At 65.0% G+C, this 26,177-nt stretch carries 25 protein-coding genes; 18 read left to right on the forward strand and 7 right to left on the reverse strand.

Annotation, left to right across the window (positions count from 1 at the left end; genetic code table 11):
• Positions 1 to 55: 55 nt before the first annotated feature.
• From A3E1_RS0123535 to A3E1_RS0123545, 3 genes are all read left to right on the forward strand, one after another.
• Complete coding sequence (locus tag A3E1_RS0123535; protein ID WP_020523242.1) at positions 56 to 1,075, forward strand: LacI family DNA-binding transcriptional regulator; 1,020 nt, start codon at positions 56 to 58, stop codon at positions 1,073 to 1,075.
• Positions 1,076 to 1,208: 133 nt separating this feature from the next.
• Positions 1,209 to 2,855, forward strand: coding sequence for an endo-1,4-beta-xylanase (locus A3E1_RS0123540; protein ID WP_026208756.1), 1,647 nt, complete (start codon positions 1,209 to 1,211; stop codon positions 2,853 to 2,855).
• A gap of 103 nt (positions 2,856 to 2,958) precedes the next feature.
• The gene (locus tag A3E1_RS0123545; protein ID WP_020523244.1) at positions 2,959 to 4,221 is read left to right on the forward strand and encodes an extracellular solute-binding protein; all 1,263 of its coding nucleotides are present in this window, start codon (positions 2,959 to 2,961) and stop codon (positions 4,219 to 4,221) included.
• Between the two features lie 24 nt (positions 4,222 to 4,245).
• Here the strand turns inward: A3E1_RS0123545 and A3E1_RS0123550 are convergent, their stop codons facing one another.
• Positions 4,246 to 4,725 carry a DUF6232 family protein gene (locus A3E1_RS0123550; RefSeq protein ID WP_020523245.1) on the reverse strand — a complete coding sequence of 160 codons (480 nt, stop codon included), beginning with the start codon at positions 4,723 to 4,725 and terminating at the stop codon, positions 4,246 to 4,248.
• Between the two features lie 50 nt (positions 4,726 to 4,775).
• Between A3E1_RS0123550 and A3E1_RS0123555 the strand changes: the two genes are divergently transcribed.
• The 4 genes from A3E1_RS0123555 to A3E1_RS0123570 all read left to right on the forward strand — a co-directional run bounded on the left by A3E1_RS0123555 (position 4,776) and on the right by A3E1_RS0123570 (position 9,055).
• Positions 4,776 to 5,549, forward strand: coding sequence for an enoyl-CoA hydratase/isomerase family protein (locus A3E1_RS0123555; RefSeq protein ID WP_020523246.1), 774 nt, complete (start codon positions 4,776 to 4,778; stop codon positions 5,547 to 5,549).
• A 41-nt stretch (positions 5,550 to 5,590) separates the two neighbouring features.
• Positions 5,591 to 7,201: an acetolactate synthase gene (locus A3E1_RS0123560; RefSeq protein ID WP_020523247.1), complete on the forward strand. Its 1,611-nt coding sequence runs from the start codon at positions 5,591 to 5,593 to the stop codon at positions 7,199 to 7,201.
• A gap of 127 nt (positions 7,202 to 7,328) precedes the next feature.
• Positions 7,329 to 8,273, forward strand: a complete 945-nt coding sequence (locus tag A3E1_RS0123565) for a daunorubicin resistance protein DrrA family ABC transporter ATP-binding protein (RefSeq protein ID WP_020523248.1) — start codon at positions 7,329 to 7,331, stop codon at positions 8,271 to 8,273.
• Complete coding sequence (locus tag A3E1_RS0123570; RefSeq protein ID WP_020523249.1) at positions 8,270 to 9,055, forward strand: ABC transporter permease; 786 nt, start codon at positions 8,270 to 8,272, stop codon at positions 9,053 to 9,055. Before A3E1_RS0123565 ends, A3E1_RS0123570 begins: the two co-directional genes overlap by 4 nt.
• Here the strand turns inward: A3E1_RS0123570 and A3E1_RS0123575 are convergent.
• The 6 genes from A3E1_RS0123575 to A3E1_RS0123600 all read right to left on the reverse strand — a co-directional run bounded on the left by A3E1_RS0123575 (position 9,042) and on the right by A3E1_RS0123600 (position 14,816).
• Positions 9,042 to 10,457: a hypothetical protein gene (locus A3E1_RS0123575; protein WP_020523250.1), complete on the reverse strand. Its 1,416-nt coding sequence runs from the start codon at positions 10,455 to 10,457 to the stop codon at positions 9,042 to 9,044. The two genes, A3E1_RS0123570 and A3E1_RS0123575, sit on opposite strands and share 14 nt — an antisense overlap.
• A 105-nt stretch (positions 10,458 to 10,562) precedes the next feature.
• Positions 10,563 to 11,462: an AfsR/SARP family transcriptional regulator gene (locus tag A3E1_RS0123580; RefSeq protein ID WP_020523251.1), complete on the reverse strand. Its 900-nt coding sequence runs from the start codon at positions 11,460 to 11,462 to the stop codon at positions 10,563 to 10,565.
• A 91-nt stretch (positions 11,463 to 11,553) separates the two neighbouring features.
• Positions 11,554 to 13,620: a hypothetical protein gene (locus A3E1_RS41720; RefSeq protein WP_040391590.1), complete on the reverse strand. Its 2,067-nt coding sequence runs from the start codon at positions 13,618 to 13,620 to the stop codon at positions 11,554 to 11,556.
• Between the two features lie 43 nt (positions 13,621 to 13,663).
• The gene (locus A3E1_RS0123590; RefSeq protein ID WP_020523253.1) at positions 13,664 to 14,083 is read right to left on the reverse strand and encodes a PLD nuclease N-terminal domain-containing protein; all 420 of its coding nucleotides are present in this window, start codon (positions 14,081 to 14,083) and stop codon (positions 13,664 to 13,666) included.
• 18 nt (positions 14,084 to 14,101) lie between these two features.
• On the reverse strand, positions 14,102 to 14,443 hold the full coding sequence (locus tag A3E1_RS41725; RefSeq protein WP_020523254.1) for a DUF202 domain-containing protein: 342 nt from the start codon (positions 14,441 to 14,443) through the stop codon (positions 14,102 to 14,104).
• Complete coding sequence (locus A3E1_RS0123600; protein ID WP_020523255.1) at positions 14,427 to 14,816, reverse strand: YidH family protein; 390 nt, start codon at positions 14,814 to 14,816, stop codon at positions 14,427 to 14,429. Before A3E1_RS0123600 ends, A3E1_RS41725 begins: the two co-directional genes overlap by 17 nt.
• Positions 14,817 to 14,834: 18 nt before the next feature.
• Between A3E1_RS0123600 and A3E1_RS0123605 the strand changes: the two genes are divergently transcribed.
• The 11 genes from A3E1_RS0123605 (at position 14,835) to A3E1_RS0123655 (ending at position 26,164) form a co-directional block, all read left to right on the forward strand.
• On the forward strand, positions 14,835 to 15,626 hold the full coding sequence (locus tag A3E1_RS0123605) for a GNAT family N-acetyltransferase (RefSeq protein ID WP_020523256.1): 792 nt from the start codon (positions 14,835 to 14,837) through the stop codon (positions 15,624 to 15,626).
• Between the two features lie 288 nt (positions 15,627 to 15,914).
• Positions 15,915 to 16,694, forward strand: coding sequence for an electron transfer flavoprotein subunit beta/FixA family protein (locus tag A3E1_RS0123610; protein WP_020523257.1), 780 nt, complete (start codon positions 15,915 to 15,917; stop codon positions 16,692 to 16,694).
• Positions 16,695 to 16,709: 15 nt separating this feature from the next.
• Positions 16,710 to 17,657, forward strand: a complete 948-nt coding sequence (locus A3E1_RS0123615; protein WP_020523258.1) for an electron transfer flavoprotein subunit alpha/FixB family protein — start codon at positions 16,710 to 16,712, stop codon at positions 17,655 to 17,657.
• A gap of 62 nt (positions 17,658 to 17,719) precedes the next feature.
• On the forward strand, positions 17,720 to 18,859 hold the full coding sequence (locus A3E1_RS0123620; RefSeq protein WP_020523259.1) for a cysteine desulfurase family protein: 1,140 nt from the start codon (positions 17,720 to 17,722) through the stop codon (positions 18,857 to 18,859).
• A gap of 58 nt (positions 18,860 to 18,917) precedes the next feature.
• On the forward strand, positions 18,918 to 19,973 hold the full coding sequence (gene mnmA, locus A3E1_RS0123625; protein ID WP_026208758.1) for a tRNA 2-thiouridine(34) synthase MnmA: 1,056 nt from the start codon (positions 18,918 to 18,920) through the stop codon (positions 19,971 to 19,973).
• Positions 19,970 to 20,932, forward strand: a complete 963-nt coding sequence (locus A3E1_RS0123630) for a uroporphyrinogen decarboxylase/cobalamine-independent methonine synthase family protein (RefSeq protein ID WP_020523261.1) — start codon at positions 19,970 to 19,972, stop codon at positions 20,930 to 20,932. Before mnmA ends, A3E1_RS0123630 begins: the two co-directional genes overlap by 4 nt.
• A 24-nt stretch (positions 20,933 to 20,956) precedes the next feature.
• Positions 20,957 to 23,005, forward strand: a complete 2,049-nt coding sequence (ligA, locus tag A3E1_RS41730) for an NAD-dependent DNA ligase LigA (RefSeq protein ID WP_083929629.1) — start codon at positions 20,957 to 20,959, stop codon at positions 23,003 to 23,005.
• 74 nt (positions 23,006 to 23,079) lie between these two features.
• A complete protein-coding gene (locus tag A3E1_RS0123640) occupies positions 23,080 to 23,544 on the forward strand; it encodes a hypothetical protein (protein WP_020523263.1) in 465 nt (154 codons plus the stop codon).
• A gap of 208 nt (positions 23,545 to 23,752) precedes the next feature.
• Positions 23,753 to 24,379, forward strand: coding sequence for a class F sortase (locus tag A3E1_RS0123645; RefSeq protein ID WP_026208759.1), 627 nt, complete (start codon positions 23,753 to 23,755; stop codon positions 24,377 to 24,379).
• Positions 24,348 to 25,511, forward strand: a complete 1,164-nt coding sequence (locus tag A3E1_RS41735; RefSeq protein WP_020523265.1) for a sensor histidine kinase — start codon at positions 24,348 to 24,350, stop codon at positions 25,509 to 25,511. Before A3E1_RS0123645 ends, A3E1_RS41735 begins: the two co-directional genes overlap by 32 nt.
• The gene (locus A3E1_RS0123655; protein WP_020523266.1) at positions 25,508 to 26,164 is read left to right on the forward strand and encodes a response regulator transcription factor; all 657 of its coding nucleotides are present in this window, start codon (positions 25,508 to 25,510) and stop codon (positions 26,162 to 26,164) included. Before A3E1_RS41735 ends, A3E1_RS0123655 begins: the two co-directional genes overlap by 4 nt.
• The last annotated feature ends 13 nt before the right edge of the window (positions 26,165 to 26,177 follow it).

The raw sequence follows: 26,177 nt of genomic DNA on the forward strand, positions 1-26,177 counted from the left end.
TGCGCGAACGGCGTAACGTTCCGTAAACTTCCGGTCGAGGGCAAAGGAGCAGCCAGTGGCTATTGATGAAGATCGCAAAGTGACGATCGCGGCGATCGCCCAGGAGGCGGGAGTCTCGGTGCCGACCGTTTCGCGCGTCATCAACGGTCGGTCCGACGTCGCACCAGCGACCCGTCAGCGGATCGAGGAGCTGCTCAGCCAGCACGACTACCGCCGCCGGGGCGCGCGGGGTGGCATGGGGGCCAGCCTGATCGACCTCGTGTTCAACGACCTCGATAGCCCGTGGGCGGTCGAGATCATCCGCGGTGTGGAAGAGGTCGCTCACGCGTCTGGCATGGGCACCGTGGTCTCAGCTATCCACCGGCGCACCGCGCCGACCAGGCAATGGCTGCAAAATCTGCGGGCGCGCGCCAGCGACGGCGTGATCCTGGTGACCTCGGATCTGGCGCCCGGCCTGCATGCCGAGCTCCGGCGGCTCAATGTGCCCGTGGTCGTCGTCGACCCGGCCGGCGTGCCGTCCCTGGATGTGCCCACGATCGGGGCCACGAACTGGACCGGCGGCCTGCGCGCGACCGAATACTTGATCTCATTGGGACACCGGCGGATCGGCTTCATCGCTGGCCCGGCTAGCCTGATGTGCAGCCGGGCGCGGCTCGATGGCTACCGTGCGGCCCTTGAAGCAGCTGGCATCCCCGTCGTCGACGAGCTGATCCAGCCCGGAAACTTCTATCACGAGGCCGGGTTCACCGGCGGAATGTCGTTGCTGGACTTGAAGGAACCACCGACGGCCATCTTCGCGGCCAGTGATCAGATGGCTCTCGGTGTCTACGAGGCGGTAAGGCAAAAGGGGCTGCGCGTTCCCGGCGACGTCAGCGTGGTCGGCTTCGACGATCTTCCCGAGGTGCGCTGGTCCAGCCCTCCACTCACGACAGTCCGCCAGCCGCTGGTGGAGATGGGCATCCTGGCTGCCCGCACGGTCATGCGGCTAGCCCAGGGCGAGAAGGTGGAAAGTCCACGGGTGGAGCTGGCGACCGAACTCGTGATCAGAGATAGCACTTCATCACTTTCTCGGTAATTTTCGAACTTGGACATTGACGTGCTCGTGCGCGGACCCCAGAATTGGGAGCGCTTCCATTGATGTGCGCTTCTGCCTGAGGTGCCCGCCACTGACGGATGCCACATCGCTCCCGTCATAGGAGGTCCCAACCATGTCCGTCCCAACCAGACGGTCAGCTGTGCTGTCCGTCCTTACCCTGATCGGCACGCTCGCTGTGCCGATCATGGCGGCAGAGCCCGCCTTCGCCTCCGGTCCACTTCGGACACACGCCGCGGCCCGGGGCAAGTTCATCGGCTATGCCGCCGCCAACGGCCCACTGTCGAGCGAAGCCGCCTACCGCAACATCGCCGCGACCGAGTTCAACCAGGTCACGGCGGAAAACGCGATGAAGTGGGACGCCACGGAACCGTCGGACAACAACTACACGTTCAGCAACGCTGACGCGATCGTCTCGTTCGCGCAGGCCAACAACCAGGCCATCCATGGGCACACCCTCGTGTGGCACAGCCAAACCCCCAGCTGGGTGCAGGGACTTGGTGCCAGTGCTATGCGGACCGCCATGCAAGACCACATCTCGCGCGTCGTCGGCCGTTACGCCAACAGCGTCGCGACCTGGGACGTGGTGAACGAGGTCTTCAACGAGGACGGTACCTTCCGGAGCAGCTTCTGGTACAACACACTCGGCCAGAGCTTCATCGCCGACGCGTTTCGCTACGCGCGGGCCGCTGACGCCGACGCCAAGCTGTGCATCAACGACTACAACGTTGAGGGCATCAACGCGAAGAGCACCGCTATGTACAACCTGGTCGTCTCGTTGCGCAATCAGGGCGTACCCATTGATTGCGTGGGGTTCCAAGCGCATCTAGCCGTGCAATATGGCTTCCCGAACCTGCAGGCGAACATAGAACGGTTCGCTGCCCTGGGCGTGGATGTCCGGATCACCGAGCTAGACGTGCGAATCCCGTTGCCTGCTGACTCCAACGAGATCACGGCACAGAACACCTACTACCGCAACGTGATCACGGCTTGCAACAACGTCGCACGCTGCACCGGCGTCACGATCTGGGGCTTCACCGACAAGCACTCCTGGGTCCCAGGCACGTTCCCCAACGAGGGCCAGGCCCTGATTTACGACGCCAACTACGGCGTGAAGCCGGCCTACACGGCGGTGCACGACGCGCTGGCGGGCGGGCCGCCGCCAGTGGACACCACGCCGCCGACCACCCCGGGAACCTTGACTGCTTCCGGAGTTACCTCGAGCAGCGTGACCCTGAGCTGGGGTGCCTCGACGGACAACGTCGCGGTGACCGGCTACGACATCCTCCAAAATGGAGCCGTCCGCACGACCGTCTCCGGAACGTCGGCGACCGTGAGCGGACTGTCCAGCTCTACCGCGTACCAGTTCGCGGTCAGGGCGCGGGACGCGGCTGGAAACACGTCGGCGAACTCCAACACCGTCAGCATCACCACGCTCCCGGGCGGTGGTGGCGGTGGTTGCTCGGCCGTAGCGACCGTGCAAACCCAGTGGAGTGGCGGTTACGTGATTCAGCCGGTGACCGTGACGAACACGGGAACTTCGCAGACCACGTCGTGGACCGTGACCTTCACGCTCCCGTCCGGGCACGCCATCGTGGGCTCGTGGAACGCGGCTCTCACGGTGAGCGGGCAGACCGTCACGGCACGAAACATGCCCTATAACGGAACGCTCGGCCCGAATGCCAGCACGACGTTTGGCTTCCAGGTCAGCCGTCCTACCGGGTCAACGTCGGTTCCTTCCGGCTACACCTGCGCTGTCTGAGCGCGGTGGGAGGGCTTCCTTTGGGGCCCTCCCACCCTGTAACGTGCGCAGCATCCTCCGATAATTCTCGGCAATGCATAGAAACTTTCGGAAGGGACGTCCCATGAACCCCCCTCTGTCACGCAGATCGTTGCTTGCCCTGTCTGGGCTCTCGCTGCTTAGCGCCTGTTCCGGTGAGAACGGCGAATCCAGCGCGAGCACGATCGACTGGTGGCACATCTCGACCACCGATCCGATGCTGAGCCTGTGGGCCACGCTCGCCAAGGAGTTCGAGACCGCTCACGCCGGCGCCAAAGTCACGATCACACCGCTGGAAAACGAGGCATTCAAGGCCAAACTCACTACGGTGACGCAAGCCGGAAACCCGCCGCACCTGTTCCACTCCTGGGGTGGTGGCGTGCTCAAGCAACAGGTCCAGGCCGGTCTCGTCAAGGAGCTGCCGCTGTCGCTGGGCGACGGCCTGACTCCTGCCGCGCTCGATCCCTACAAAGTGGACGGAAAGCTTTACGGCCTGCCGTTCGACATTGGCATGGTCGGCTTCTGGTACAACAAGGAACTCTTCGCCAAGGCTGGTGCTGATATTCCGGCCACCTGGGCTGACCTGCTCGCCGCCGTGCAGAAGCTGAAGACCGCTGGCGTCACGCCGATCGCGCTCGCCGGTGCCGACAAATGGCCGGCTCACTTCTACTGGTCCTACTTGGCCATGCGCATCGGTGGCCTCGACGCGCTGAAGCAGGCGGAGAAGGACGGCAATTTCGACACGCCCGACTTCGTCGCCGCGGGCCAGCGATTCAAGGAACTCATTGACCTGCAACCGTTCCAAAAAGGATTCCTCGGCGCTAAATACGACGCGCCCGATGGCCAGGCGGCCGCGATCGGCAACGGTCAAGCGGCGATGGAACTGATGGGCCAGTGGGGACCGTCGGTGCAGAACTCGTCATCAGCGAGCAAGAACGGGCTGGGCGACAAGCTCGGGTTCTTCCCGTTTCCTGCGGTGGACGGGGGCAAGGGCAAGGCGGCCGACGCCTTCGGCGGTGGCAACGGCTTCGCCTTGGGCCACAACGCTCCGGCCATCACCAGCGACTTCGTCAAGTTCCTCGTTGACCCCGCGAACCAGCGTCGTGAGGCCGCGACCGGAGCCGTCCTGCCGGTCGCCAAGGGTGCCGATGACGCGATCAAAGACGCCAACATGGCCACCGTGGCGAAGTCACTGTCGTCAGCCACGGGCTTCCAGCTCTACCTTGATCAGGCCTACGCACCGGCGGTCGGCCAGCAAGTCAACGACAGTGTCGCCGAACTGGTCGCTGGAACCGTTACGCCGCAACAGGTCGCACAGGCCATCACCGAAACGGCGAAGAACCAGTAGGACCAGCTATTCGTGCTGCTGCGGTTACGTGACCGGCCCTTCCATGGCGCGCTGGATAGAGCGGTAGATCTGGCCAAACTTGGTCTCATCCGCGATCCGCAGCAGCATGATCTCCTTTCCCTGCCAGACGGCCCAGATCTCGTGCACCTTCGCGCCAATGTCGTAGCTGTGATCGAGCCGGTGCAGCGTCCACTCCAGAAACGGGCCGGACAGCGCGACCAGCAAGACGACAACCACCAAGGGCAGCAACACCGAAGCCGCTGCCGCGCGATCGAAGAAAGCCGTATACAGCAGGTAAATTGCGCCCAGTATGCCAATGATCGCGGCTACTACCAGACCGATTCTCAGCGCTCCGCGCCGGGCAACGCGCCGGCGGACGTCCGGGTTCGGGCCGATCTCGCGATGCCACACGTATTCCAGCTCATCGAGGGGAAACTCCCGGCCGTGAATACTAAGGGCAAGCGAGGTCACCTCCACCGTCCGGTCACGGTAATAGGTGAACACGCGCCAACCGTAGAGTCGCTGTTAATAAGTCTCAATGAGGAGGACGGGCAGTGGGCGAGTTTGTGAACCTGCAGATCAAGGACGGAATCGGTGTCATCCAGCTAGAACGGCCACCGATGAACGCCCTCAATGCCCAAGTTCAGGAGGAGCTGCGTGCCGCGGCGCACGCGGCGACCGACGACGATTCGGTTTACGCGGTGATCGTTTACGGTGGGCCCAAAGTCTTCGCGGCTGGAGCCGACATCAAGGAAATGGCCGAGATGTCCTATGTGCAGATGGCGGCGCGCGCCGGTGCTCTGTCGAGCGCCTTCGACGCCATCGCCCGCATTCCCAAGCCCGTCGTGGCCGCGATTACCGGGTACGCCCTGGGTGGTGGGTGTGAGCTGGCCTTGGCTTGCGACTGGCGCGTGGTCGCCGAAGACGCCAAGCTCGGGCAGCCGGAGATCAAGCTGGGCATCATCCCGGGAGCTGGCGGAACGCAGCGGCTCGCGCGGCTGGTCGGCCCGGCCAAGGCTAAGGACCTCATCTTCTCGGGCCGCATGGTCGACGCGGCCGAGGCGCTCACCATCGGGCTCGCCGATCGGGTGGTCCCGGCGGAGAAGGTGTTTGACGAGGCCATGGCGCTGGTACAGCCCTATGTGAACGGGCCGGCCCAGGCGATCCGGGCGGCCAAGGTGGCCATCGACGGTGGTCTCGACCGCGACCTCGCCGGTGGTCTGGCCTGGGAGTCTCAGCTGTTCGCCGCCCTGTTCGCGACGACGGATAAAGCAGAGGGTATGTCCGCGTTTGTGGAGAAGCGGAAGCCCAACTTCAGCGGAAAATGAGTCCTCTTCACATTTCTAGAACCGATCGGTAGGCTTCCCGCATGATCTCTGGCCACGGTGGACAGTTAGCTCTTGCTGCCCTGAAGGCAGCTGGCGTCCAGGAGATGTTCACGCTCTCGGGCGGGCATGTGTTCCCGCTCTACGACGCGGCACATCAAGAGGGTTTCCCCCTTTACGACGTGCGGCATGAACAGACCGCCGTGTTCGCGGCCGAAGCCGTGGCCAAACTGCAGCGACGGCCCGGGGTCGCGGTCCTGACCGCCGGTCCCGGCGTCACCAACGGCATCTCGGGCCTCACGAGCGCGTTCTTCAACGCCGCTCCGGTGCTCGTGCTTGGCGGGCGCGCCCCGCAGTTCCGCTGGGGTTCTGGCTCGCTGCAGGAGATGGATCACCTCCCGATCGTCAGTTCCATCACCAAGCACGCCTCGACCGTGTTCGGCACCGATGAGATTCCCGCTCAGCTGGCTAAGGCGCTCTCGGCCTCGCTGTCCGGGCACCGCGGACCGTCCTTTGTGGACTTTCCGTTGGAGATCATCTTTGGTTCGGGCGAGGCTGAGGCTGTGGCGCCGTCGGTGCTTTCAGCCGAACCTGACCCAGCTGATGTGGAGAAGGCCGCGCAACTGATCGCCGCCGCGCAGAAGCCCGTCATCATCGCCGGGTCCGATGTGTACGGTGGCCGGGCCGAAGAAGCGTTGCGCGCCATGGCCGAAGCGCTCACGGTTCCTGTTTTCGCCAACGGCATGGGCCGCGGCGTCATGGGTGGGGGACACCCGCTCGCGTTCGCCAAGACCCGTGGACTCGCGCTGAGCCAAGCCGACCTGGTCGTGGTGATCGGCACCGCGCTGGACTTCCGGCTCGGGTTCGGCGACTTCGGCGCGGCACAGGTCGTGCACATCGTTGACGATCCGTCGCAGCGAGCGACACATGCCTCGGTGGCGGTCAGCCCGGCAGGCGAGCTGCGGGCGATCCTCAGTGGACTGGCCGGTTACAACGGCGGCCGCGTCGACCGCACCGAATGGGTCGCCACGCTTCGTGCGGCCGAAGTCAAAGCGGCTGAGAAGCACGCTGCCGAGATGGCGGTGTCCGCTGACGTGATCAAGCCCGCGAATGTCTACGGTGAGCTGCGCAAGGTGCTCGCTTCGGACGCGGTCACGATCGGCGATGGTGGCGACTTCGTTTCCTACGCGGGGCGCTACCTTGAGCCGCAGCAGCCCGGCACGTGGCTCGACCCGGGACCCTATGGTTGCCTGGGCACGGGCATGGGATACGCCATGGGATCGCGCGTCACCTACCCGGACCGCCAGATCTGTGTCCTCATGGGCGACGGCGCCGCCGGGTTCTCGCTGATGGACGTCGAGTCGCTCGTGCGCCAGAACCTGCCGGTCGTGATCGTCGTCGGCAACAACGGCATCTGGGGCCTGGAAAAGCACCCGATGCAGGCGATGTATGGCTACGACGTGGCCGCCGACCTGCAGCCCGGTCTGCGCTACGACGAAGTCGTCAAGGCGATGGGTGGCGCGGGCGAGACTGTCAGCGACGCGAGCCAGCTGTCAGCGGCCTTCACCAGGGCTTTCGAGTCGGGCGTGCCCTATCTCGTCAATGTCTTGACCGACCCCACTGACGCCTATCCACGCTCGGCGAATCTGGCTTAATCGCTGGTCACAGGTCTGTGCACCAGCTGAGTCGGCAGCGGCTTGCTTTGCGTCGCGGCTGACGGGAAATGCTGCCTGACATCGGCCTGTAAGTGAAGTGTCAGGGGGCTAGGGCAACCTAGCTCCTATGTCACACGCGATCGTTGCCGAAAGACTGGTCAAGCACTTTGGCCAGACCAAAGCGCTCGACGGCGTCGACCTCACCCTCGAATCCGGAACTGTGCTCGGGGTGCTTGGCCCGAACGGGGCCGGCAAGACCACCGCGGTGCGGATCTTGGCTACGTTGCTGCGCCCAGATGGCGGATCAGCGCGTGTGGGTGGGCTCGACGTCATCAAAGACGCGCACAAGGTCCGGGCGCTCGTTGGCCTGACGGGGCAATACGCCTCGGTTGACGAGGCGCTGACCGGCTCGGAGAACCTGCGTCTCATCGGGCGGCTGCTGGGCATGTCCCGCGCCGATTCCCGGGCTCGTGCGGCAGAGCTGCTCGCGAGTTTCCACCTCGAGGACGCTGCTGACCGGGCGGCCAAGACCTACTCCGGTGGCATGCGGCGGCGGCTAGACCTCGCCGCTTCGCTGATTGGCCGGCCCAAGGTGCTGTTCCTTGACGAGCCGACCACGGGACTCGACCCCCGCGCGCGAAACGAGGTGTGGGAGATCGTGCGGGAGCTGGTCTCCGACGGCACTTCGGTGCTGCTCACCACGCAATATCTTGACGAAGCCGATCAGCTGGCCGACCGCATCTCCGTGATCGATCACGGCAAGGTGATCGCGCACGGCACGCCCGATGAGCTGAAGCGGCAGACGGGTTCCCAGGCGCTCGCGGTGCGGCCGGTTCAGGAGTCCGATGTGGACAAGGTGCTGGCCGTGATTAGCGAAGTCGCGGCAGGGCCAGAGCTGTCCAACGGCACGGTCACGGCACGGGTCACCGACCCGGCGGTGCTGCCCGCCGTGGTGCGGCGCCTCGATGACGCCGGGGTCGCCATCGCTGAGCTAGCCCTGCGCACGTCCACTCTGGACGAAGTGTTCCTTGCCCTGACCGGGCACCGTGCGGAAGAGGAGGCCAAGGCATGACAACCCTTACCGTGCCGCGGCAGAGCCCGGGCGCCGGGCTGCGGCAGACGTTTTCACTGGCGTGGCGTGGGCTGGTGCAGATCCGGCACAACCCGATGGAGCTTGGCGATCTGAGCTTCCAGCCCATCATGTTCGTGCTGCTGTTCACTTATTTGTTTGGCGGCGCCATTTCTGGCGATCCGGTGGCCTATCTGCAGTTCATGCTGCCCGGCATCATTGTCCAATCCGGACTGATGGCGACGATGAACTCCGGCATGGGCCTTAGCGTCGACCTGTCCAAGGGCTTCTTCGACCGGCTCCAGGCGCTGCCGATCGCCCGCTGGGCTCCGCTTGCCGGGCGCATCCTGTCCGACAGCGTCAAGCAGGGCTGGTCGATGTTCATTTTGATGGCCACCGGGTACGCCATCGGCTTCCGCGCCACCGAAGGAGTCGTCGGTGTTCTCGGTGCCTTCGGGCTGATGCTGCTGTTCACATTCCTGGTGTCGTGGTTCGCCGTCTTCGTTGGCAGCATCGCTGACGAGCCGGAAAAGGTGATGATGTATGGCTTCACGGTCATCTTCCCGCTGAGCTTCCTGAGCAACGCCTTCGTGCGCACCGACACGTTGCCAGGCTGGCTGCAGGCGTTCGTGAAGGTAAACCCGGTGACGCACATGAGCGACGCGTTGCGCGGCATGCTCACGGGAGGGCCGGTGCTCACGAACACGTTGTGGGGACTGCTCGGTGCTCTAGCGATCGCGCTCATCTTCGCGCCGCTCGCGCTGGCGAAGATCAAGCGCCGCTAACGAGCGCCGGAACGTTGTCGATCGTGGCGGCCCGCCCGAGCTGGTAGGCCGCCGCGAAACGTTCCGGCGACAGGGCTTCCTGGACGGCGGCGGTGATCCGGGGGAGGTCCATAATGGAGTGATCCACCGTCCCGGCGAACTTTTCCGAAGCGCCGAGCAGGCGAGCGGCGAGATCCGGATTCCCTTCGCGCAACACGAGATCAGCGCAGCCGACCAGCGACAGTGCCACGACGGGATAGTCCCCTGAAGACAGCGCGTACTCGACGGCTTCAGTGTGCGCTTGCCTGGCCGTTTCCAGCTGCCCTTCGGCTCCAGCAAGCAGGCCCTTCGTGTGCGCGGCGAACGCGCGGAATTGAGGAGCCACCGAGACATCCGCGACCAGATCGCTGGCGACGGTCAGCCGCCTCCACGCTGCGGCGTAGTTGCCGCGGGCACGCTCGACTTCGGCCCACACGGCTTCGACCATTGCCTGCATGAACGTGATGCCGAGTTGCTCGGCCAGATGCTGCGCTTCGGTCAGCGTGGCGATGGCCTCGGCCTCGTGGCCGGTCATCCAAAGGGCTTGCGTCAGGCGCATTCTCAGCTGGAGAAGGTCTTCGCTAGTCCCCAGAACAGCGAGAAGGCTGATGGCTTCCCTGGCATGCGCTGCCGCTCCCGCGAAATCGCCCCGCTGAGCCGAGGCCGCGGAAAGAGCTTCCAGAGCGAGCGCCATGCCCCACCGGTCACCCAGGTCGCGATACCCCTCAAGCGCTTGCTCGAACTCGTGCACCACCTTGTGCGCGGCTTGACCGAGGTTCACCATCGCGTGCGCGTGGAAGGTGCGGGCGGTCGCCACGACCCATGGATCGTCGTCGTTGAAAAGCTTGGCATAGACGGGATCGGGCGCCAGGCCGATGCCGTCGACGGCCCAGCTCGCCAGCAACGCCATCGGCGGTGCCAGTTTCAGCATCGGATGCCGGGCACCCGTGTCCGCAACGATTTCGGCGGCCTTGGTAAACCACTCGATCGCCAGCGGGATGTCGCCGCGCCCGTCGAGCGTGTTGATAGCGGAAAGGGAATAGGCACGTGCCCGGATGTCGTCAGGCACGGCCATCGGCATCTCCAGCACCTCCGCGGCGAGGCGGCTGCCCTCGGCGCGATAGCCTGCGAGCCACCAGTACCAGCCGAGCGCCGCGACCAGGCGGGTACCCATGGTGACATCACCGGCCGTGATGCGGTCCCTTAGCGCCGTGTCGAAGTTGTCGTGATCGGCCCGAAGGACCCGCAGCCACGGCAGTTGCTCGCCGCCGCGCAAGAAAGTCTCAGCCCGCTCGGCGAGTTCGGTGAAGTAAGCCGCATGCCTTGGGGCATAAGCGGTTTGTCCCGTCTTCTCCAAGCCGTATTCACGGATCGTCTCCAGCACGTGATAGCGGTCGCCATCGACGCGTACGAGCGACTTCTCGGCCAGCCCACTGACGGCCTCCCACGCGTTAGGTCCTGGTGCCTGAGGGCGTTGATGACGCGCTCATCAGTACCCTCGGGTTGCCCGATTTGCTTTAGCAGCAGGTGTTCCCAGGCTCGCCAGCACGGCAGGGGCGATCTGCTCCGGTTCGGTGAGCGCGGCGAGTTCCACGAGTTTGACGTCGGGCAGGCCGCGTGCCGACTCGATGGCCAGGCGGGTCTTGCCCGCTCCACCCGGACCGGTCAGCGTCACCAGCCGCGACTTGCCGAGCAGCTGCCGGACGCGTCGCAGGTCTATTTGGCGGCCAATGAAACTCGTCAAGCTGAGCGGAAGGCTTTGCGGCTCTTGGCCTTGCAGGATTTCCAAGTGCAGGCGACTCAGGCCAGCGCTCGGGTCTGCCCCCAGCGCGTCGGCCACCGAGCGGCGGAACCGCTCGTAGGCGGCCAGTGCCTCGGCCGGGCGGCCCTGCGCCCAGAGTGCCCGCATCAGCAGCTCCACCGGGCGCTCGCGCAACGGATGCTTGGTCACGAGCGCTTCTAGTTCGGGCACACCGCTCGCGGCATCCTCCTCGGCTGCCGTGCGCAGTTCGTTGAGCCGGGTGAGGTGTGGCGCGGCGAACGGGCGGTCCGCGACCTCGGCTAAGGCTGGCCCGCGCCACGGATCGCCGGCGTCAGGCCCAAAGATGTCAACGTCTTGTTCGCTGACGTCAAGCCGGTAGCCACCGGGCTCGCCGGTGATGGGCAGACCGCGCCGTCGTAGCCGGGAAATGAGCTGCTGCAAGGCATTCGCCGCGTTGCCAGGTGGATCGTCGACCCAGACGGCGTCCACGAGCGCATCCAGGCTGACCGTCCGGCCCGGCTCCAGCGCCAGGCGGATCAGCAAGGTCCGCACCCGTGCGCCACCGAGGTCGACGAGCGTGCCGTCATCGGCACGCACCTCGGCCGGCCCCAGCAGCGAGATCTTCACCCGCCCCATTCTGCCCGCTGGCAAAGGCGTGCGGGCAGGCAGAGGGTGTGTGCCTCTGCCTGCCCGCACGCGGGGATGGGTGTAGGGGTCTTTAGGTAGCTGGAGCAGCCTCCGGCGCAGGGGCCGAGGCGGATCGCCGCCGGGCGATGATGACGGCGCCCAGGGCCCACGGAATCCAGATCAGTTCCAGGATGATGCGCACGAGCGCGGGCGACACCGCGATCCACGGGATCATGATGAGACCGTGGTCGATCGCTCCGAGGAGGGCGAACGCGGCGATCAGCAGGGTGAGCATGCCGAGTTTGCGCGTGCCGGACTTGCGTAGCGCCAGTCCAAACAGGACCATTCCCACGCCATAGACGGCAAGCCCGATCGGGTGCCAGATGCTGCCCATCTGCCACGTGCCCACGACGCCGATAACGAGCCCGGCCAGTGTCACGGCCAGTGCGGGCAAGCCGCGTGGAGCGTTGCGCAGACGGCGGAAGAACAAGCCCGCGGCGATCAGTCCAATGAGGACAGCGCCGATGGTGGCGTCGCGCACCTCAACCCGGCTGAAGCCAGAGGCGCCGAATTCGCCGTACCAGTCACAGCCGCCCGGGATGATCTGGCCGCCCGCGCTGTAGGACGCGCACTCCAGCATCTTCATCGTGTGCGCTGGCTCGCCGAAGTAGCGGTGCGTGCCCAGCGCTGGCAGGTCATCGGAACCACAGGCAGGCATCGTGCGGATCAGGGTGTTGTCCATCGGCGTCCAGCAAGAGCCGCGCCCCTGGCCGTCCCACCAGAAGTTGAGGCCGTTGGGTTTGGACTCGCCCTTCTCGGTGACGCCCATCTTGTTGTTCAGGTAACGGTTGTGGTGCGACGTGTCGAACCAGTATTTGAAGTCGTCGTCGTTACGCACGAAGCCCGGCACATAACTGGTCACGAAACCGGCGTAGTTGTTGCCGTAAATGAAGTTGTCGCGCCAGATGTTGTAGTTGCCGCCCGGGTTGATGACACCGCCGCCCAGTGGGACGCCGACCGCTGGGCAGACCACGCCCTTTTCTGGTGGCAGTTGGTCATAACCACGTTCCGCGAACGGTTTCTTGCACGTGCCGTCCTTGATGTACTTGTAGTACGACACGTTGTTGTCGCGGATGATGTTGTTTTCAAACTTGGAGTGGTTCTGCGGCATGCCCGGGTGATCGGGGAACGCGCTGTCCGTCGCGATGCCGGTGGTGTTGTTTTCGAAGATGCTGTCGTGCACCCAAACCGAGTCACCAGCCGTTCCGGAGTAGCCGAGGGTGTTGTGGTGCCCCCAGCAGTTGCGGATCTCGACGGCATAGCGCGGGACGTCGTGTCCCCTGTCCTTGTTGATGTTTGAGGCCGCGCCCGGGTAGAACGCGGAGTCACCGTTGCCGTAACCTTCGCAGTCGGTGTAGAGACCGTGGTCGACGGCGAAGGTGAGGAATCCGTATTCGTCGTTCCAGCGGCCGAGCATGTCGTCAATGACGAAACCATCGGTCTCGATGACGTAGACCGCGTTGAATTCCGTGCGCTGCGCGGTGAAGTTCTTCATGTAGATGCCGTCAGCGTTGTCCGCCCGGATCCCGTTGAGCTTCTTGAACTGACCGTCAATGATCACGTCTTCGCGATGGTTGCCTGTTCCCTCGATCTGCAGATTCTTCTTGCCCAGGATGGACACGAGGTTCTGGATGTTCGGGCAGGCGACTTGCTGATCGAAGGTCAGGATCGCGAACTCTTCGTACACCTTGCCTTTGGGTGCGTTGTCATATACGCGCTGGCACGCGGCGCTTAGCGGGGCAAGCGACGGCTCTTCGTAGTAGATGCCAGGGAGAATCTTGATGATGCTGTCGGGAACCTTCGCCGCGTCAACGGCGGCCTGCAGGTGGCGGTAGCCGTTGGTCTGGCATTCCTGCCAGAGCTTCTCGTTTTCGGCTTTCAGGGCCGCGGGGTAGGCGGCGATCCGCTTGTCGAAGTCGGCCTTATCGGTCTTGCAGACCAGCAGCGTCGGCCCGGACGTGCGATAGACCGGCACGCTTCCTGTGCCCGCCAGCTCACGGGTCTGGCGCTCGTCGTGCGCTGACGCGACAGGCGCGGCGCCGAAGACTCCAAACGCCACAATCGCGAGCACGCCGAGCACGCGTGTGATTCTCCTCATGGCGGCGGAGCTTAGAATAAGTTTCAGGTTTTGGCCAGAGCGGCTAGCCGTCCGGATTGTCCCGTTTCCTGATCTCGTCCTCACGGCGCTTCAGATCCTCTTCCCACTTGCGGAGCATCTCGCGTTCTTGCTCAGTCTGCTCCGCCGCTTCGAGTTCGGCGCGCTGTCGGTCAAGGTTGCGCAGGAAGTCAGGATTGTCGTCGGGCGCGACCGTCCGGCCTGGCCGGGCCGCCTCGGGGAACCCGCCGCCGGCTCGCCACGTGCCCGCCTTTGGGCTCACGCGTGCCTTGCCTGCGGCGAACCACACGATGGCGCCGATGGGCGAGAACAGCAGGATGATGATCACCCAGACGATGCGGGGCAGCGCCCTAATGTCTTCCTCTTCAGTGGACAGACAACTGATGAGGGCAGCCGCCGTCACGATGATGTCGGCGATGAAGAAGAACAGCCAGAAGCGTCCCATGCCGTAGAAGGGTAAGCCCTACCGCAGGACGGCAACGACCCCGAGCACCGCGAAACCGAGACACCCGGCCGTGGTCAGGGCAAGAAGGCGAAATCGCAGCCGCGGGGGATCGGTGAGCACACGAATCCGCCGCTGGATGAAGGCCAATAGCAGAGCCCAAAGCAGCGCGCCCATCGCCATCACGAACCAGGCGCGTTCCAGCAGGCCGAGCCGGGCGAGCAGGATCGCGGTCGCCGTGACGGCGAGCGTAGTCCGCCGCCAGGCTAGGCGAGTCCGTTCCAGCGCCTTGCCGCTATCGGGAGCGGGTGCCTCGCGCGCGGGCGGCTCATTGGATCGTTGAGGCTCAGCGGGTGGCGGCATCGAAGATCACATAGACGAGACCGAGCAGCGCGCTCATCGTGACGACCAGCGCCAGAAAGCCGGGAAAGCGAGAGGGCGGGAGCGGTTCGCCTTTGCGCATGGCGACCTCGCAACGAATCCAATGGTCGATCGCCCGCAGGGCACATCCGGCGCCGAGGATGATGGGCACGATCGAGAGCACCTCACGCAGGTGTGGCACCGGCAACGGCTCGAGAAACTGTGCCACCGCAAGGCCTCCGGCGATCAGGGCGAGGCCGGTGCGGATCCACGCCAGGAAGGTGCGCTCGTTGGCGAGAGAGAACCGGTAGTCCGGGGTGGTGCCCACGGAACGCGTCTCGTGGGGATCAAACCAGTTGCGAAACCTGTTGAGCACGTTCCTAGTATGGCCCCGATGACTAACTCACTTGATCCAAAAGAGCTTCTTGCCGAGTACGACGCACAGGCGCGGGTCTTCGAGGCCTTTGGCCCGGTTGGCGCGACGGTGCACTGGGACGGCCCGCTCAAGCGGACGTCGGGAATGGCCAGCGGCGGGTTCATCACCTACCGCGATCTCGCCGGTCTCCAAGGCGATGACCTAGACGCGCTTATCGCTAGGCAGGTCGCGTTCTTCCGCGAGCGCGGCGAGAAGTTCGAGTGGAAGACCCGTGGCCACGATCTGCCCGCTGACCTGACGGACCGTCTTCTCGCGCATGGCTTTGCCGCTGAGGACCCGGAGACCGTCGTGGTTGGACTCGCCGCTCCCTATGCCACCGAGGCCCCCGCGCTTCCCGCCGACGTGACGATCCGGCAGACCGCCGACCGCGACGACTACCGCAAAATCGCCGACCTCAACACGGCGGCTTGGGGGCAGGACTTGTCGTGGCTGGAAACGATGCTCGCCGAAGAGTCCACTCCGGACAGTCTCGACGTCTTCGTCGCCGAAGCTGACGGCAAGGTCGTGAGCGCGGCATGGATCAGGTATCTGCCAGGGTCGCAGTTCGCCGGGCTCAACGGTGGCACGACGCTCGCCGAGTATCGCGGCCGTGGGATCTACAAGGCACTTGTCGCCGTTCGCGCGGCTAAGGCCATCGAGCGCGGCTACAAGTATCTGCACGTCGACTGCACCGAGGACAGCCGCCCGATCCTGCAGCGCCTCGGATTCGTCGCGATCACCACGACGACGCCTTACGTCTGGCGCCCCTGATCGCCGGTCCAGATCGAGCGGACCGTGTCGCGGACACAGTCTTCACGGAGGCGGCCGCACGTGCATAAGTGCTCGTGCGGTGCCGGGCGAGCATGGTGCGTTTCGAGGGGTAGGGGCGCGGTTTGAGTGGACATATCAGGACACCTCCTACCTATGCTGACTCTACGCGCTTCCAGGAATGACGAATGTCTCAGCAGAAACTTCGCCGACCTTACTCACTGGTAACGTCGGCGCTGGATATCGTGTGCACTATTAAACGCACGTTCAATAGGAGGGTCCTGCTCCGCGATGAAGATCGTCGTACTTGTCAAGCAGGTGCCAGACTCAGGCGCCGAGCGCAACCTGCGCGCTGAGGACAACACCGTAGACCGCGCCTCGGCCAACAACGTGATCAACGAGATGGATGAGTACGCCATTGAGGAAGCCCTGCGCTTGCAGGAAGCTCACGGCGGCGAGGTGACCGTCCTGACCATGGGGCCGCAACGGGCCACCGAGTCCATTCGCAAGGCGCTGTCCATGGGTCCCGATGGTGCTGTGCACGTCGTCGACGACGCACTGTCCGGAACGGACGCTCTCGGCACGTCAAAGGTCCTGGCCAAGGCGCTCGAACGCCTTAACGCCGACGTCATCATCTGTGGTGCGGAGTCGACTGACGCCCGCGGCCAGGTGCTGCCGCACATGCTGGCGGAGCGTCTCGGCGTCGCCGCGCTGACCGGCGCCCGCAAACTGACCGTCGACGGCAGCCAGCTGACCATCGAGCGGCAGACCGAAGAAGGCTACGAGGTCGTGACCGCCGCGACGCCCGCGATCGTGAGCGTCTGGGACACCATCAACGAGCCGCGTTACCCGTCGTTCAAGGGCATCATGGCCGCCAAGAAGAAGCCGGTGGAGACGTTGTCCATCGCCGACCTTGGCGTCGACGCCGGTGAGGTCGGCTGGGCCGGTGCTCAGACCACGGTCAAGGAGCACACCAAGCGGCCGCCTCGCAGCGCTGGCCAGAAGGTCACCGACTCCGGTGAGGGTGGCGTCGCGCTCGTGGATTACCTGTCGTCCGAGAAGTTTGTGTGAGAGGCGGACTTTCCAATGGCTGAAGTCTTGGTTGTTGTTGAAGCCGCTGGTGGAGCGGTCAAGAAGGTCACCCTGGAGATGCTGACCATGGCACGCTCACTGGGTACCCCCGCCGCGGTTGTCTTTGGTGACGCGGAGCCGCTGGTGGCGAAGCTGGGCGAGTTCGGCGCGGAGAAGGTTTATGTCGCCGCTGGCGACGACATCGCCAACTACCTCGTCGCTCCAAAGGCGACTGTCCTGGCAAGCCTGGTCAAGGACGTGCAGCCGGCGGCTGTGCTCATCGGCTCGACCCAGGAGGGCAAGGAGATCGCGGGACGCCTCGCGGTCAAGCTCGACAACGGTGTGCTCACGGATGTCGTTTCGCTCGACGCTGACGGCACGGCGACACAGGTCATCTTCGCTGGCTCCACGATCGTCAAGTCGGCGGTCAAGGGCAGCGTGCCGATCGTGACGGTCCGGCCGAACTCGCTGACCCCGGCTCCGCAGGCCGGTGCCGCCGCGGTGTCCACTGTGGACGTCGCTGTGGGTGACAAGGACAAGCTCGCCACCGTGGTGAACCGCGTGGCCGAAGCCAAGGGCGCCCGTCCCGAGCTGACCGAGGCCTCGATCGTCGTGTCCGGTGGACGTGGCGTCGGGTCCGCGGAGAATTTCAAGCTCGTCGAGGAGCTGGCCGATCTGCTCGGCGCCGCCGTTGGCGCTTCGCGCGCCGCGACGGACTCCGGCTTCTACCCGCACGCGTTCCAGGTGGGCCAGACCGGTAAGACGGTTTCGCCGCAGCTCTACATCGCGCTCGGGATCTCCGGTGCCATCCAGCACCGGGCCGGCATGCAGACGTCGAAGACCATCGTCGCGGTAAACAAGGACACCGAGGCGCCGATCTTCGAACTGGCCGACTTTGGCGTCGTGGGCGACCTATTCCAGGTCGTGCCTCAAGCCGCCGAGGAAATCCGCAAACGTAAATAGGTATGTGACGGAAGCCGCTAGGCATTTGCCTAGCGGCTTCAAGTATTAGGCTTAGCGGCGAGATGGCATACCTTGATCACGCTGCGACCACGCCGATGCTGCCCCAGGCGCTGGACGCCTATATAGCGGCCGCACGGGAAGTGGGCAACGCCTCTTCATTGCATGGTCCAGGCAGGCTCGCCCGCAAACGCGTGGAGGAGTCCCGCGAGCGCATCGCCGCGGCGCTAGGTGCCCGCCCATCCGAAGTGATCTTCACCAGTGGTGGGACCGAGAGCGACAATCTTGCCGTCAAAGGTCTGTTCTGGGCTCGTCGTGACGTGGGCAAATCCCGGATTCTGGCCAGCGCCGCCGAGCACCATGCCGTGCTCGACGCCGTGCACTGGCTGGAGAAACACGAAGACGCCGAGGTCACTTGGCTGCCGGTTGACGCTACGGGGCGGGTGGACACCGACATCGATTTCGGTGACGACGTCGCCCTGATGACGGTCATGTGGGCCAACAACGAGGTCGGCACCCTGCAGCCCATCACGGAACTGGCCGCCCTAGCGAAAGCCAGCGGCGTGCCCATGCACACCGATGCCATCCAGGCGATCGGGCATGTGCCGGTGAGCTTTGGCGCCAGCGGGGTGTCGGCGATGAGTGTCACCGGGCACAAACTCGGTGGGCCGCAGGGGGTTGGGGCGCTCCTGTTAGGACGGGACGTCAAGGTGACGCCGCTGTTGCACGGCGGCGGCCAGGAACGCGACGTGCGCTCGGGCACGCTCGACGTCGCGGGCATCGCTTCGTTCGCCACCGCTGTCGAGGTTGTCGTGCAAACGCAGCAGGCTGAGGCCGCCCGGCTCACGATCTTGCGGGATGAGCTGGTCAAGCGGGTGTTTGAGACGATCCCCGACGCCGTGCTGAACGGATCTCCCGACAACCGGCTGCCCAACAACGCTCACTTCAGTTTCCCGGGCTGTGAAGGGGACGCCCTGCTGCTCCTGCTCGACGCGGCCAAGATCGCCGTGTCGACCGGGTCGGCGTGCTCGGCCGGTGTGGCGCAGCCCTCACATGTGCTGCTCGCCATGGGGACCGACCCGTTGCTGGCCCGCAGTTCGCTGCGCTTCACGCTGGGCCACACGAGCACGTCGCAAGACATCGACGCGCTCATCGCCGCCCTCCCGGCCGCGGTCGAGCGGGCCAAACGAGCCGGTCAGCGCTAAAACCCCGGGCCGAGGAAACCGTGAAGGGCTCCGCGGCGAGCGCGGGTAGACTTCTCGGGTGCGTGTTTTGGCGGCGATGTCTGGTGGAGTGGACTCAGCGGTAGCGGCGGCCCGGGCGGTAGAAGCGGGCTATGACGTGACCGGGGTCCATCTTGCGCTGTCGAAGAACGCCCAGACGCATCGCACCGGAGCCCGGGGCTGCTGCACGATCGAGGATTCCCATGACGCCCGGCGCGCCGCCGATGTGCTCGGGATTCCGTTCTACATCTGGGATATGGCCGACCGGTTCCACGAAGACGTGATCGACGACTTCGTCGCTGAATACGCGGCGGGCCGCACCCCTAACCCTTGTCTGCGCTGCAACGAAAAGATCAAGTTCGCCGCCGTGCTCGACCGGGCCATCGCGCTCGGGTTCGACGCGGTTGTCACGGGGCACTACGCGCAGATCATCGACGGCAAGCTCGCCCGCAGCGTGGACCTGGGCAAGGACCAGTCCTATGTGCTCGCGGTGCTCACGCAGGAACAGATCGACAAGTCGATGTTCCCGCTGGGCGACTCGACCAAGGAGCAGGTGCGCGCCGAGGCTGCCGAGCGTGGCCTGAGCGTGGCGCAAAAGCCCGACTCCCATGACATTTGCTTCATCGCCGACGGCGACACGCAGAAGTTCCTCCGCGAGCGGATCGGTTCCGTGCCGGGGGACATCGTCGACGGGTCGACCGGGCAAGTCCTCGGGCAGCACGAGGGCGCTTTCGCGTACACCATTGGGCAAAGAAAGGGCCTGGCGCTGACCCGGCCCGCAGCCGATGGGCGGCCTCGCTACGTGCTGTCGATTACGCCAGTGAACAACACCGTCACCGTGGGGCCGGCCGAAGCGCTGGAAGTGTCCACAGTGGAGGGCGCGCGTCCCATCGGGACTTTCCCGGCGGGTCCCCTTGAAGGCCTGGTTCAGATGCGAGCACATGGCAAGGCAGTCCCAGCGGTCGTTGAGGTCGCTGATGGTGTGCTCACGGCACAGTTGCGCCAGCCCGAGCGGGGAATCGCCCCGGGCCAGGCGATTGTCGTCTACCAAGGCGACATCGTCTTGGGCAGCGCGACGATCACGAGCGCGCGGTGAAAACGACCGGGATTGGTTCACTGCCCGGGACTTCGATCGCCGAGGCGGTCAACGAGACTTTTGGCGAGCTCGACTTTCCTTATCTGCCAGAGCTTCCCGCCCGCGGTCCGGGTGCCGACCTGATCGGCCGGTCCGCGGGCTTTCTCGTGGACATGCCGGTCGAGATCTACGCCGGGCGCTGGCAGATCGCCCCGCGCCCCGGCGCGGACATGCGCCGCACGCGTGACTTTCTGGCCCGCGACCTCGACGCGTTGACCGAGCGCGCTGAGGGCTACACCGGGCCACTGAAAATCCAGTCCGCCGGGCCGTGGACACTCGCGGCCAGCCTGCAACTTCCGATCGGTGGGGCCATTCTCAAAGATCACGGGGGAGTACGCGATACCGCCGCCTCGCTCGCCGAAGGTCTTAAGGCGCATGTCGCTGAGGTTCGCCGCCGGGTGCCAGGCGCCTCTGTGGTCTTGCAGCTTGACGAGCCCTCGCTGCCGGTTGTGCTCACGGGACGGGTGCCGACGGAAAGTGGCCTGCACACCTACCGTGCCGTTTCCACAGCTGTAGCAAGGGAAACGCTGGTGTCCATTGTGGACACCGTTGGGGTGCCGGTCGTGTTCCACTGCTGTGCCGCCGATGCCCCGATCGCGTTGTTCCGTGAAGCCAAGGCGGCCGGAGTTTCGCTGGACCTGTCGCTCGTGAAGCACCTTGACCCCATTGGGGAGTGGATAGACGCGGGCTTGACGCTCTATGCCGGAGTCGCGCCCACGACGGGCACTCAGGCACCCAAGTCACCTGAGCTAGCAGACCGCGTCCTCAAGCTCTGGAACGATTTGGGCTTCCCACAGTCACAGCTTGCTGAGCAAGTCGTGCTCACTCCGGCTTGTGGCTTGGCGGGAGCGACGCCAGCTTTCGCCCGGTCAGTGCTCGCGGCTTGCCGTGAAGCAGCGCGCAGACTGTCAGAGGTCTGATTTAGGCTGACTCCTGTGAGCAGCATGGAGAAGGTTCAAAAGCGCTACGCCGAGCTTGTCGCCCAGATCGATGAGGCGCAGCAGCGATACTACGTTGAAGATGCGCCAACGCTGTCTGACGCGGAATATGACGCGCTGCTCCACGAGCTGCAAAAGATCGAAGAAGACCACCCTGAGCTGGTGTCGGCCGACTCCCCGACGCAGCGGGTGGGTGCTGGCCGCGGCTCATCCTTCGCCGCTGTCCGCCACGCGGAGAAGATGCTCAGCCTCGACAACGTCTTCAACGAAGACGAGCTGATGGCGTGGGCCAAGCGGGTCGAGCGCGACGCGGGCGCTCCCGTGCACTACCTGTGCGAGCTGAAGATTGATGGGCTCGCCATCAACCTGACCTACGAGAAGGGCCGGCTCGTGCGGGCCGCTACTCGCGGCGATGGCCAGACCGGTGAAGATGTGACCGCCAATGTCATGGGCATCAAACGCATTCCGCATCGCCTGACCGGCAAACCGATTCCAGACCTCGTTGAGATCCGGGGCGAAATCTTCTTCCCCACCGAGGGTTTCCTTGACCTCAACGCCTCTCTCGTCGCGGCGGGCGAGCGTCCCTTCGCCAATCCGCGCAACGCCGCTTCCGGTTCGCTGCGCATGAAAGACGCCACCGTGACAGCCAAGCGGCCGCTGCGGCTGATCGTGCACGGCATCGGTGCGCGCACCGGGTTTGATCCTGACCGGCAGTCCGAAGCCTATGAGCTGCTTAAGGAATGGGGCCTGCCGACGAGCGACCGGTGGAAGGTCGTCAAGACGATCGACGAGGTTCGTAAGCAGATCGCTTACTACGCCGAGCATCGCCACGACCTGGAGCACGACATCGATGGCGTCGTGATCAAAGTGGACGAGGTCGCGCTGCAGCGCAAGCTGGGCTCGACATCGCGGGCGCCGCGCTGGGCCATCGCCTATAAGTACCCGCCAGAGGAAGCCAACACGAAGCTGCTCGGCGTCTCGGTCAACGTCGGGCGGACCGGCCGAGTGACCCCCTTCGCACAGCTTGAGGCCGTTCAGGTTTCGGGTGTGACGGTCACCAGCGCGACCCTGCACAACCAGCAAGAGGTCAAGCGCAAGGGTGTCCTGATTGGAGACACGGTCGTCATCCGCCGAGCGGGCGACGTGATCCCGGAAATCCTTGGGCCCGTGGTGGATCTGCGCGACGGCAGCGAGACCGAGTTCGTGATGCCGACGCACTGCCCGAGCTGCAACACGAAACTGGCTCCTGCCAAGGAAGCCGATGTCGACCTGCGTTGCCCCAACACGCAGCAGTGCCCGGCTCAGCTCGTCGAGCGCATCTTCTACCTAGCGGGCCGTGACGGTTTTGACATCGAAGGGCTCGGTTACAAAGGCGCGCAAGGGTTGCTGGAGTCCGGGATCATCACTGACGAGGGTGACCTCTTCTCCCTCGATGAGGAGAAGCTGGGCAAGACCTCGTTCTATACCAACAAAAACGGCGCCATCTCCAGCAACGGCCGCAAGTTCCTGGAGAACCTGGAGGCCTCCAAGCAGCAGCCGTTGTGGCGGGTCATCGTTTCGCTGTCGATTCGGCACGTCGGGCCGACCGCCGCGATCGCGCTGGCCGACCAGTTCGGCTCGATGGAAGCCATCGAAAACGCGACGGTCGAGCAGATGGCAGCGGCCGAAGGCGTCGGCAACATCATCGCGGTGTCGCTGAAGGAATGGTTCACCGTGCCGTGGCACCGCGAGGTCGTGCGCAAGTGGGCCGAGGCAGGCGTGCGCATGGTCGATGACGCCAAGCCCGCCAAGCCGGCCGGTCCGCAGCCCCTGGCCGGGATGACGGCGGTGGTGACGGGCACGCTGACCCTGGGCACCCGTGACGAGATTCAGGACATGCTCGTCGATCTCGGTGCCAAGATCGCAGGCTCGGTGTCGAAGAAGACGTCCTTCGTCGTGGTCGGGGAGAACGCGGGCTCCAAACTCACGAAAGCCGAGTCTCTAGGCGTGCCCACACTGGACGAAGAGGCCCTAAATAAGCTGCTCAAGGACGGTCCGGCCGCAGTCGGGCTATAGGGCTTTTCCGGCATTTCGGGGAAACGTTAGTCCTCTTCGCCTTAAGTTGTCGGTAAGACAACGAAGGGGACGTAATGCTTACGAAGGCACTTGCCACTGCGGCATGCGGAGCCGCCCTGGGCGCGATCATGCTGCCCGGCGCGGCCCTCGCCAACACCAGCGTGAGCCCCGGCGTCACGCAGCCGGGCGGGATGGTGACGATCACCGTCGCCTGTAACCAGAACACACAGGCTTCCGCTGAGGTGATTGGCCCGTCGAAGATGCAGACCTTTGACGTGAAGCTGCACGCGCAGGGCGGCACGAACAAGGCGACGTTCACCGTGCCCGGCGGGACGGCCTCGATTGGCAAGTGGACCGTCAACGGCCTGTGTGCTGGCGGAGCGGCCGGATCGACGAGCTTTACGGTGTCGCCGGGTGGCGGGCCGCCCAGTGGCGATGGCGGCAGCTCTCAGAACGGAATGCTCCTCGGCACCGGCGTGACTCTCCTTGCCGCGGCTGCCGGTGGTTTCGTGTTGCTGCGGCGTCGCGTCACCGTCTAACAGCCCGCCGATGACTCGCCGCTGTCACCGTGGTGCTCTGGCCACAGGCTACGCGGGCACGCGCAGGACCATGTGACGCGGGAACGGATCCACTGCCGTCCCGCAAGCGGTTGTGCGGGAACGGAAAGCGCGGTAGCGGCGAACCGCGGTGGCACAGGGATGTCGTGATGGGGGTCAAGGGGCGACGCGGCACGGGGGTGAGGGCGGGGTGAGTAAGCGGAGCAGCGGGGGACGGGTCGTCCTGAGTGGAATGCTCGCGATCGTGGCGGCCGCCGGGGCGGGTTTGCTGACCGCGGCACTCACGCTTGGACCCGCCAAACCGCCTGCGCCCAAGGCGATGCCTGAGGTCGCTTATGACCCAAGCATGCGTACGTTTCCGGCCTCCGAACCGGTGAAGGTTGAGATCCCGGCGATCCAAGTCAGGGCCGACGTCATGTCGGTAGGCACCACGCCAACAGCTGAGCTGGAGGTGCCTGACGTCATCAAACAGCCAATGCTCGCCGGGTGGTACCGGCTCGGCCCGACCCCGGGGGAGGCTGGCAGCTCGGTGATCGTCGGGCACGTGGACTCTGAGTCCACAGGACCGGCCGTGTTCTTCAACCTCGGCAAGCTCGTGCCCGGTGACGTGATTTCCGTGCTGCGTAAGGACGGTCTGCTCGCGGTATTCAAGGTGAACGAAGTGAAGCTGTTCCCGAAGACCCAGTTTCCGCATGACCGTGTTTACGGCGAGGCGGACACAGCTCAGCTCAGGCTGATCACGTGCGGTGGCGAGCTGGATAAAAAGAACCGGAACTACTTGAGCAATGTCGTGGTTTTCGCCTCACTGGCTGCGTAGACAGGAGATCGTCACGGATCTGGCCATCGGCCTGGTCCTGACGATCTATCTCATGTCGGCGACCACGTTGTCCAACAACGAGACCACGGCGGATTTGCTGCGCGATATCGCCGAGGGCTGCGGGGTGGCGATGCGTCGCGTGTGGACCATCGTCGCCTTCTTCGTGGTAACCGCCGCAACGCTTTTCAACGATCTGGCCACATGGCCTTATCCGCTCGGCCTGGCCATCATCTTGTACACCATGGCGGACAGTGACTTCCCGCGCTGGGCCTGCTGGGTGGGCGCCGCCGTCAGCGTGGTGGTGCTGTTGCTGCCGTGGCCGTCGCAGATCGACCTCGCCCCTAACGTGCTGACCTACCTCATCCCGGAAATCATTCTGTTCACGGTCGCGCCGGTGCTCACGGGCCTCTACTCGAGGGCACGAAGAACGTTGCTGCAGACCTACGCGGAACGGTCAGCGGACGAGGAACGGGCGCGGCGCCTGGAAGCGGAACGCATTCGTGCCGACGAACGCAACCGGCTCGCTAACGAGATCCATGACGTGGTCGCGCACCGGGTGAGTCTCATGGTCGTGCACAGTGGCGCGCTCAAGCTCGCCGCGGCCGACGAGCGCACGCGCGAGACCGCTGAGACGGTCCGCTCACTCGGGCGGATGGCGCTCGAAGAGCTACGGGAAGTCGTTGGCGTGCTTCGTTCTGACGAGTCAGCGCCCCTGGCGCCGACGGCCAACTTGGCCAACCTTGAAGCCCTGCTCGGCGACTCACGCAAGGCCGGCGATGACGTCACCTTCCACCAGGCCGGTACGCCGAGGAAGCTCGCCGCGACCGTAGAACGCACCGCCTATCGCGTCGTGCAGGAGTCGCTGACCAACGCCCGTAAGCACGCGCCAGGTGCCGCGATCATGGTGCAGCTCGTGTGGGGAACGTCCACTTTGGACGTGACAGTCATCAACGAGGCACCAGCGCGGGACACGGCCGTGTTTCCCCAGTCGGGTCACGGGCTCAAGAGTTTGCGTGAGCGCACAGCGCTCGTGTCGGGCCGCATCGAGGCCGGCCCGATGGCTGGCGGCGGCTGGGCCGTTCGCGCGACGTTGCCTTACGGGACAGCCGAGATGAGAGGGGTCAGCAAATGATCCGGGTCGTGATTGTCGATGACGAGCACCTGATGCGCTCAGGGCTGCGCATGATGATGGAAAGCGCCGGGGACATCGAAGTCGTGGGGGAGGCCGGCGACGGCGATGAGGCACTGGAGCTCATTGAGCGGACGCGGCCTCACGTAGTACTCATGGATATTCGAATGCCTGGCAAGGATGGCCTGAAAGCCACCGAGGAGCTGACGGCGCACGAAGATGGGCCGAAAGTCATTGTCCTGACGACTTTTGGTGAGGACACGTATATCTACCGGGCGCTGAGCGCTGGTGCCGTGGGCTTTCTGCTCAAGGACACGCCACCCGAAGACCTCGTCGCGGCGGTGCGCAAAGCTCACCTGGGGCAGGCGGTGCTCGATCCCGCGATCACGCGGTCGGTCATCGCGCACTTCACCGATCAGGCGCCCGGCCATGGCAGGCAAGAAGCGCGCGACAAACTCGACGTCCTCACCGGCCGCGAGATGGAAGTGCTGGCCTGTCTTGGCGAAGGAATGTCCAATGCGGAGATTGGCCAGCGGCTGCGCCTGAGTGAGACGACCGTCAAGAGCCACGTCTCGCGTGTGATGGAGAAGCTGCACTGCGCGAACCGCACCCAGGCGGCGATCCTGGCCTACGAAGCGGGCCTCGTCACCAAGTGACGAGGCCCGCTTT

The sequence above is a fragment of the Catelliglobosispora koreensis DSM 44566 genome, from assembly GCF_000379685.1.
In the GTDB taxonomy this organism is placed as follows: Bacteria; Actinomycetota; Actinomycetes; order Mycobacteriales; family Micromonosporaceae; genus Catelliglobosispora; species Catelliglobosispora koreensis.

What these genes read in the sequence shown, in the direction of transcription:
- A3E1_RS0123540 (WP_026208756.1), top strand. Translation starts at nt 1,209, where the DNA reads ATGTCCGTCCCAACCAGACGGTCAGCTGTGCTGTCCGTCCTTACCCTG.
- A3E1_RS0123545 (WP_020523244.1), top strand. Translation starts at nt 2,959, where the DNA reads ATGAACCCCCCTCTGTCACGCAGATCGTTGCTTGCCCTGTCTGGGCTC.
- A3E1_RS0123560 (WP_020523247.1), top strand. Translation starts at nt 5,591, where the DNA reads ATGATCTCTGGCCACGGTGGACAGTTAGCTCTTGCTGCCCTGAAGGCA.
- A3E1_RS0123565 (WP_020523248.1), top strand. Translation starts at nt 7,329, where the DNA reads ATGTCACACGCGATCGTTGCCGAAAGACTGGTCAAGCACTTTGGCCAG.
- A3E1_RS0123570 (WP_020523249.1), top strand. Translation starts at nt 8,270, where the DNA reads ATGACAACCCTTACCGTGCCGCGGCAGAGCCCGGGCGCCGGGCTGCGG.
- A3E1_RS41720 (WP_040391590.1), bottom strand. Translation starts at nt 13,620, where the DNA reads ATGAGGAGAATCACACGCGTGCTCGGCGTGCTCGCGATTGTGGCGTTT.
- A3E1_RS0123590 (WP_020523253.1), bottom strand. Translation starts at nt 14,083, where the DNA reads ATGGGACGCTTCTGGCTGTTCTTCTTCATCGCCGACATCATCGTGACG.
- A3E1_RS41725 (WP_020523254.1), bottom strand. Translation starts at nt 14,443, where the DNA reads ATGCCGCCACCCGCTGAGCCTCAACGATCCAATGAGCCGCCCGCGCGC.
- A3E1_RS0123605 (WP_020523256.1), top strand. Translation starts at nt 14,835, where the DNA reads ATGACTAACTCACTTGATCCAAAAGAGCTTCTTGCCGAGTACGACGCA.
- A3E1_RS0123610 (WP_020523257.1), top strand. Translation starts at nt 15,915, where the DNA reads ATGAAGATCGTCGTACTTGTCAAGCAGGTGCCAGACTCAGGCGCCGAG.
- A3E1_RS0123615 (WP_020523258.1), top strand. Translation starts at nt 16,710, where the DNA reads ATGGCTGAAGTCTTGGTTGTTGTTGAAGCCGCTGGTGGAGCGGTCAAG.
- A3E1_RS0123620 (WP_020523259.1), top strand. Translation starts at nt 17,720, where the DNA reads ATGGCATACCTTGATCACGCTGCGACCACGCCGATGCTGCCCCAGGCG.
- ligA (WP_083929629.1), top strand. Translation starts at nt 20,957, where the DNA reads ATGGAGAAGGTTCAAAAGCGCTACGCCGAGCTTGTCGCCCAGATCGAT.
- A3E1_RS0123640 (WP_020523263.1), top strand. Translation starts at nt 23,080, where the DNA reads ATGCTTACGAAGGCACTTGCCACTGCGGCATGCGGAGCCGCCCTGGGC.
- A3E1_RS41735 (WP_020523265.1), top strand. Translation starts at nt 24,348, where the DNA reads ATGTCGTGGTTTTCGCCTCACTGGCTGCGTAGACAGGAGATCGTCACG.
- A3E1_RS0123655 (WP_020523266.1), top strand. Translation starts at nt 25,508, where the DNA reads ATGATCCGGGTCGTGATTGTCGATGACGAGCACCTGATGCGCTCAGGG.